The 6190-nt window shown below is 56.3% G+C and carries 7 protein-coding genes and 1 pseudogene; 5 read left to right on the forward strand and 3 right to left on the reverse strand.

All coding sequences use genetic code 11. The annotated features are described in order from the left end of the window. Positions 1-428: pseudogene (locus ABWP81_RS07950) on the reverse strand (SPOR domain-containing protein); the annotation flags it as partial. Between the two features lie 12 nt (positions 429-440). Next, positions 441-1739 (reverse strand): bifunctional tetrahydrofolate synthase/dihydrofolate synthase, encoded by a 1299-nt coding sequence (gene folC / locus ABWP81_RS07955; RefSeq protein ID WP_353140896.1) that lies wholly within the window; start codon positions 1737-1739, stop codon positions 441-443. A gap of 56 nt (positions 1740-1795) precedes the next feature. On the opposite strand from folC, the gene ABWP81_RS07960 reads away from it, so the two are divergent. From ABWP81_RS07960 to argG, 4 genes are all read left to right on the forward strand, one after another. Beyond that, positions 1796-2155, forward strand: a complete 360-nt coding sequence (locus ABWP81_RS07960; RefSeq protein WP_353140898.1) for an arsenate reductase — start codon at positions 1796-1798, stop codon at positions 2153-2155. Positions 2156-2214: 59 nt separating this feature from the next. Next, positions 2215-2754 (forward strand): glycine zipper 2TM domain-containing protein, encoded by a 540-nt coding sequence (locus ABWP81_RS07965; protein ID WP_353140900.1) that lies wholly within the window; start codon positions 2215-2217, stop codon positions 2752-2754. Positions 2755-2868: 114 nt separating this feature from the next. Next, positions 2869-3186, forward strand: coding sequence for a pyrimidine/purine nucleoside phosphorylase (gene ppnP / locus ABWP81_RS07970; RefSeq protein WP_353140902.1), 318 nt, complete (start codon positions 2869-2871; stop codon positions 3184-3186). Between the two features lie 21 nt (positions 3187-3207). Beyond that, a complete protein-coding gene (gene argG, locus ABWP81_RS07975) occupies positions 3208-4548 on the forward strand; it encodes an argininosuccinate synthase (protein WP_353140904.1) in 1341 nt (446 codons plus the stop codon). A 49-nt stretch (positions 4549-4597) separates the two neighbouring features. Here the strand turns inward: argG and murB are convergent, their stop codons facing one another. Next, positions 4598-5662 (reverse strand): UDP-N-acetylmuramate dehydrogenase, encoded by a 1065-nt coding sequence (murB, locus tag ABWP81_RS07980; RefSeq protein WP_353140906.1) that lies wholly within the window; start codon positions 5660-5662, stop codon positions 4598-4600. A gap of 39 nt (positions 5663-5701) precedes the next feature. Between murB and ABWP81_RS07985 the strand changes: the two genes are divergently transcribed. Continuing rightward, entirely contained in the window at positions 5702-6187 is a 486-nt protein-coding gene (locus tag ABWP81_RS07985; RefSeq protein WP_353133005.1) for a YajQ family cyclic di-GMP-binding protein, read from the forward strand. Positions 6188-6190: the final 3 nt, after the last annotated feature.

Below are 6190 nucleotides of genomic sequence, written 5' to 3' on the forward strand. Positions count from 1 at the left end.
GGTTCTGGCGTGGTTGGCGCTCTTGGCGTCACCACGGCTACAGCGGCAGTAGTGGTAACAGCGGCAGTAGTGGCCACCGCCACGTCTGGTTTCACATCCACTTTTGGCTTCGTCTCTGGCACCACTTCTTCTTTGGCATCCAAACCTGCGCCAGCCGACAAGGGCTTTTGTTTGGAAGTGTCCACCAAAGGCTTGGCTGTGGCTCGGTCTGGAATGTCCACTGCAATGTCCACCGCCACAGGGCGGGGCTGGGTATCAAACAACAGGGGAAAAACGATCACAGCCGAAACAACCAACACTGAGGCACCAATTAAACGGTGGCGAGCGCGGCGACGCATGACGTCCACGCTCTCGGCGGGGCTGTTGCTGGAGTTACCTTGGGGCTCGCTGGTCGGTTGACCGGGCAGTCGAAACTTGAAAAAAGCCATGTAAATGGGGTCTCAGGAGCTCAAATGTGGGGCGTCTAGACGGGGTATGCCATTGGCCAAAATCCCCCCGACCGTGAAGAACGAGCCGAAGACCACAATTCTATCAGCGGGGTCTGCCGCAGCCACTGCCGCGTCCAGCGCGGCTTGCGGGTTGGCATAGGTGCTGGCTTGCACGTCTTTGCGGGTGTTGCCCTTCTGCCAAACGCTTTGCAGCTGAGTGGCTTTGGCCGCACGCTCTGTGGGCAAATCGCAAAAGTACCAACGGTCCGCCAACGGCCCCAAGCGTGCCAGCATGGGCGCCACATCTTTGTCGGCCATCGCGCCAAACACCACATGGGTGGTGGGATAAAAGCCCATGGCATCTAGGTTTTCGGCCAGTGCCGCGACCGCGTGGGCGTTATGCGCTACGTCAAACACCAAAGCGGGCTGGCCCGGCACGATTTGAAACCGTCCTGGCAACTCCACCATGCCCAGCCCGTTGCGAATGGCTTGCGCCGTCACAGGCATCTCGCTACGTAATGCCTCTAAAGCCGCCAGCACGCCACTGGCATTGACCAGTTGGTTGGCTCCTCGCAGCGCGGGATAAGCCAAGCCGCTGTAACGGCGGCCACGCCCAGCCCAGCTCCATTGCTGCTTGTCACCCGTGAAGTTGAAGTCTCGCCCAAACAACCAAAGCTCGGCGCCAATTTCGGTGGCGTGGTCAATCACGCTTTGCGGCGGCACGGGGTCGCTAACGATGACGGGGCGGCCCGTGCGCATGATGCCCGCCTTCTCGCGGCCAATGGTTTCACGGTCGTGTCCCAAAAAGTCCATGTGATCAAGGTCGACACTGGTGATGATCGAGCAAGAAGGCTCAATCACATTCACCGCGTCCAAACGCCCGCCCAGGCCCACCTCGAGAATGGCTACGTCAATGGGCGACGACGCCATCAAACTCAAAATAGCCAAGGTGGTGAACTCGAAGTAAGTGAGCGACACCTCACTGTCTTGAGTCCGCGCAACTTCAACTTTTTCAAAATGCGGGAGTAAGTCGTCGGGTTGCACGGTGTCACCATGCACGCGGCAACGCTCTTGAAAATGCACCAAGTGGGGCGAGGTGTACACGCCGGGCCGATAGCCCGCTTCAAGCAAGCAAGCCTCGAGCATGGCGCAAGTCGAGCCCTTGCCGTTAGTGCCCGCCACGGTGATGACGGGGCAATCAAACTTGAGCGCCATGCGCTCGGCCACGGTACGCACGCGCTCAAGGCCCAAGTCGATGTTTTTGGGGTGTAAACGCTCGCAATGCGCGAGCCAACTTGCGAGTGAATTCATTTTTCAATTGTCGCCCACTGCAATGAACTCCTTGTTTTACGGCATGATTCACCCTCATGAGCAAAGCATCTATCACCGTTTACGGCATTCCCAACTGCGACAGCGTCAAAAAAGCCCGCGTCTGGCTGACAGACCATGGCGTGGACCACGTGTTTCATGATTTCAAAAAACAAGGTGTTCCGCCCGAGGCTGTCGATCTATGGCTCAACCATGTGGGCTGGGAGGTGCTGGTCAACCGCAAAGGCACCACTTGGCGCAAGCTAGACCCCGCACTGCAAGCCAGCGTGGTGGACAAAGCTTCGGCTCGCGCCTTAATGTTAGAACACACCAGTGTGGTGAAGCGGCCTGTGGTGGTGAAAGGCCAAACGGTTATTGTCGGCGTCAACCCCGAGGCTTGGGCAAGCGTTATAGGCTGACCAATCGTTACCCTGACGAAGAACTACACTTTGTGCCACCCCCAGAAAAGAAGAACTCCATGAAAAAAATTTCCATTCAAAGCACCCTACTCGCCGGGTTAATGACGTTGCTGACCTCAGCCTCCGTGCAAGCGCAAGAAGTGGGTAAAGTTATTTCCAGCACCCCCATCATTCAGCAAGTTGCCGTACCGCGCCAAGTGTGTAACACCCAACAAGTCGTCACGGGCGGACAAAAATCGGGTGCGGGTGCTGCCATGGGCGCCATTGCGGGTGGTGTCATCGGCAACCAAATGGGTCAAGGCACAGGCAATGCGCTGGCCACTATGGCAGGACTTTTTGGCGGCGCCATCTTGGGTGACAAAATTGAAGGTCCTGGCACGCCTGAAGTAAAAAACGTTCAAAACTGCAGCCAGCAAATGTTCTATGAAAACCGCACCATGGCTTACAACGTGGTGTACGAATTTGCGGGCAAGCAATACACCGTGCAAATGCCCCAAGATCCGGGCCCCACAGTGCGTTTGCAAATCACGCCCATGGTGCCTGCTGCTAATACCAGCTACGGCAACGTGCCACCTGCTGGCTCTGCACCCCGTTACTAAACAGTCAACACGCTCATTTGGGCGTTTGAACTAAGCAAAAGCCGCAATCAGCGGCTTTTGTTGTTTTGGGTCACCTAAAATCTACTGTTTTGCAATTCATACCGAGCGCACACCATGACCACAGAAAAAATCGACAGCGTCAGCATCACCACCCAAGCCAATGTGTTTTTTGACGGCAAGTGCATCAGCCACGCCCTGATCACAGCCAACGGCACCAAGCTGTCGGTCGGCGTTATCTTGCCTGCAACACTCACCTTCAACACAGCAGCCCCCGAAGTGATGGAGTGCGTGGCTGGTTTTTGTGAATACAAACTTGACGGCAGCCAAGACTGGGTCAAGTCCAGCGCTGGCGAAAAGTTCAATGTGCCTGGCAACTCGAAATTCGACATCCGCGTGACCGAGCCTTACCACTACATCTGCCACTTCGGTTAATCCAAGGCGCAACGACACACCATGAGCACCATCCTCCAACACCTACCCAAAGGCCAAAAAGTAGGCATCGCCTTCTCGGGCGGCCTCGACACCTCGGCTGCCTTGCTGTGGATGAAACAAAAGGGCGCTGTGCCCTACGCCTACACCGCCAACCTCGGCCAACCTGACGAGTCGGACTACAACGAAATCCCTCGCAAAGCGATGGAATACGGCGCAGAAAAAGCCCGCCTCATCGACTGCCGCAAGCAACTGGCAGCTGAAGGCATTGCCGCCATTCAGTGCGGCGCGTTCCACATCAGCACTGGTGGCATTACCTACTTCAACACCACGCCGCTGGGCCGTGCCGTCACCGGCACCATGCTCGTGGCAGCCATGAAGCAAGACGACGTCAACATCTGGGGCGATGGCAGCACTTTTAAAGGCAACGACATCGAGCGCTTCTACCGCTACGGTTTGTTGACCAACCCCAGCTTGAAAATCTACAAGCCTTGGCTGGACCAACTATTCATCGACGAACTCGGTGGCCGCGCTGAAATGTCTGCGTTCATGACCGCAAACGGATTTGGCTACAAGATGAGCGCCGAAAAGGCCTATAGCACCGACAGCAACATGCTGGGCGCAACCCACGAAGCCAAAGATTTAGAAAGCCTCCAAAGCGGCATGAAGATCGTCAACCCGATCATGGGTGTGCCCTTCTGGCGTGAAGACTGCGTCGTGAAAGCAGAAGAAATCTCCATCCGTTTCGAAGAAGGTCAACCCGTCGCCTTGAACGGTGTGGAATATGCAGACCCCGTAGAGTTGTTCTTAAAAGCCAACGAAATTGGTGGTCGTCACGGCTTGGGCATGAGCGATCAGATCGAGAACCGCATCATCGAAGCCAAGAGCCGCGGCATCTACGAAGCCCCCGGCATGGCGCTGTTGCACGTCGCCTACGAGCGTTTGGTCACAGGCATTCACAACGAAGACACCATCGAGCAGTACCGCATCAACGGCCTGCGCTTGGGCCGTTTGTTGTACCAAGGCCGTTGGTTTGACCCACAGTCCATCATGCTGCGCGAAACCGCCCAACGCTGGGTGGCACGCGCCATCACTGGCACCGTGACGCTCGAGCTGCGCCGTGGTAATGACTACTCGATCCTCAACACCGAGTCGCCCAACCTGACTTACGCGCCTGAGCGTTTGAGCATGGAAAAAGTGGACGACGCCCCGTTCAGCCCGCTCGACCGCATTGGCCAATTGACCATGCGCAACTTGGACATCGTGGACACACGCGCCAAGTTAGGCATCTACGCACACACAGGTTTGCTGTCGTTGGGCGAAGGTGCGGACATGATCAAGCTAGAAGGCGGGTCTAAGAAGTAATCACTTCTTCGCGCCAAGTAAAAATCGACCTTCGGGTCGCTTTTTATTTTCAGACCACGACGGGCTCCGGCTCCAACCGAATGCCAAAGCGCTCGTACACGCTGGTTTGAATCGCCTTGGCCAAGGTCATCACCTCGCCGCCCGTGCAGGGGTGTTCTTTGCCACCCACGTTGACCAACACCAAGGCTTGTTTTTCGTACACGCCCGCATTACCCACGGTTTTACCTTTCCAGCCGCAAGCGTCAATCAGCCAGCCTGCTGCCAGTTTGATGCGGCCATCGTCCAGTAAATAGTGAACCACTTTGGGCTCCCGCGCGATGATGTCGTCGCACTGATCTTGGGTAACGGTGGGATTTTTAAAGAAGCTGCCGGCGTTGCCAATGACAGCTGGGTCTGGCAGCTTGGCGCGACGAATGGCGCACACCCATTCAAAAATTTGTTGTGCAGTCGGCTGGTTGATGCCGGTCTCGGTCATTTTGCGTTCGAGGTCGAGATAGCCCAGCACGGGCTTCCAGTCTTTGCGCAACAAAAACCGCACGCGGGTAATCAGGGCCTTGCCTGCCAAACCAAAGCCCCTGCTTTCACCCTCACGGCCACTGCTCACGTGCTTGAACACCGAGTCGCGGTAGCCAAACGCACACTGCGCAGCATCAAGGCTGAAGGCTTGCCCCGTGGTCAGGTCAATCGCGTCCAACGAGTGAAAGCGGTCTTGCAGCTCCACGCCGTACGCACCAATGTTTTGGACGGGCGAAGCGCCCACGCTGCCTGGAATGAGAGCCAAGTTTTCTAGCCCGGGCCAGCCGTTGTCCAGCGACCAAGCCACCAAGTGGTGCCAGTTTTCGCCTGCAGCGGCCTCGATCACCCACGCCTTGTCGGTCTCTTCGACCAAGCGCATGCCTTTAATTTCAACCTTTAACACCAGGGGCTTCACGTCACCGGTCAGCACAATGTTGCTGCCGCCGCCCAGCACAAACTTAGGCAAGCTGCGCAAGGTCGGATCAACCAACACCGCCTGCACATCGGCCTCGGTGAACACGCGCACCAGTTGCAGCGCTTTGGCTGAAATGCCAAAGCTGTTGTGCGCTTGAAGGGGGGTGTTGGGTTCCACTAACATACGGCAATTGTCTCATTCTGATTTTGAAAGCCGACCGCCATGCCTTCTTTTGACACCGTCCTTGAACCCAATTTGGTTGAGGTAAAAAACGCCGTTGAAAACACAGCCAAAGAAATCGTCACGCGCTTTGACTTTAAAGGCACCTCTGCCGCTGTTGAGCTCAAAGACAAAGAGATCACCATGTTTGGTGATGCCGACTTTCAGCTGGTGCAAGTCGAAGACGTGCTGCGCAATAAACTGACCAAGCGCGAAGTGGACGTGCGCTTCCTCGACAAAGGGGATGTGCAAAAAATCGGCGGTGACAAGGTCAAACAAGTCATCAAAATCCGCAACGGCATCGAAACCGAAGTGTCCAAAAAGATTCAGCGCTTGCTCAAAGACAGCAAGATCAAGGTGCAAGCCGCCATTCAAGGCGACGCGGTGCGCGTCAGCGGCACCAAACGCGACGACCTGCAAGCCGCCATGGCGCTGATTCGCAAAGACATGACCGACTTGCCTTTGTCGTTCAACAACTTTCGCGATTAAACA

It is taken from the genome of Limnohabitans sp. (genome assembly GCF_040401135.1).
Classification (GTDB): Bacteria; Pseudomonadota; Gammaproteobacteria; order Burkholderiales; family Burkholderiaceae_C; genus Limnohabitans.

Coding starts and splice junctions, on each gene's coding strand:
- ppnP (WP_353140902.1), top strand. CDS start 2,869: ATGACCACAGAAAAAATCGACAGCGTCAGCATCACCACCCAAGCCAAT.
- argG (WP_353140904.1), top strand. CDS start 3,208: ATGAGCACCATCCTCCAACACCTACCCAAAGGCCAAAAAGTAGGCATC.
- ABWP81_RS07985 (WP_353133005.1), top strand. CDS start 5,702: ATGCCTTCTTTTGACACCGTCCTTGAACCCAATTTGGTTGAGGTAAAA.
- ABWP81_RS07960 (WP_353140898.1), top strand. CDS start 1,796: ATGAGCAAAGCATCTATCACCGTTTACGGCATTCCCAACTGCGACAGC.
- folC (WP_353140896.1), bottom strand. CDS start 1,739: ATGAATTCACTCGCAAGTTGGCTCGCGCATTGCGAGCGTTTACACCCC.
- ABWP81_RS07965 (WP_353140900.1), top strand. CDS start 2,215: ATGAAAAAAATTTCCATTCAAAGCACCCTACTCGCCGGGTTAATGACG.
- murB (WP_353140906.1), bottom strand. CDS start 5,662: ATGTTAGTGGAACCCAACACCCCCCTTCAAGCGCACAACAGCTTTGGC.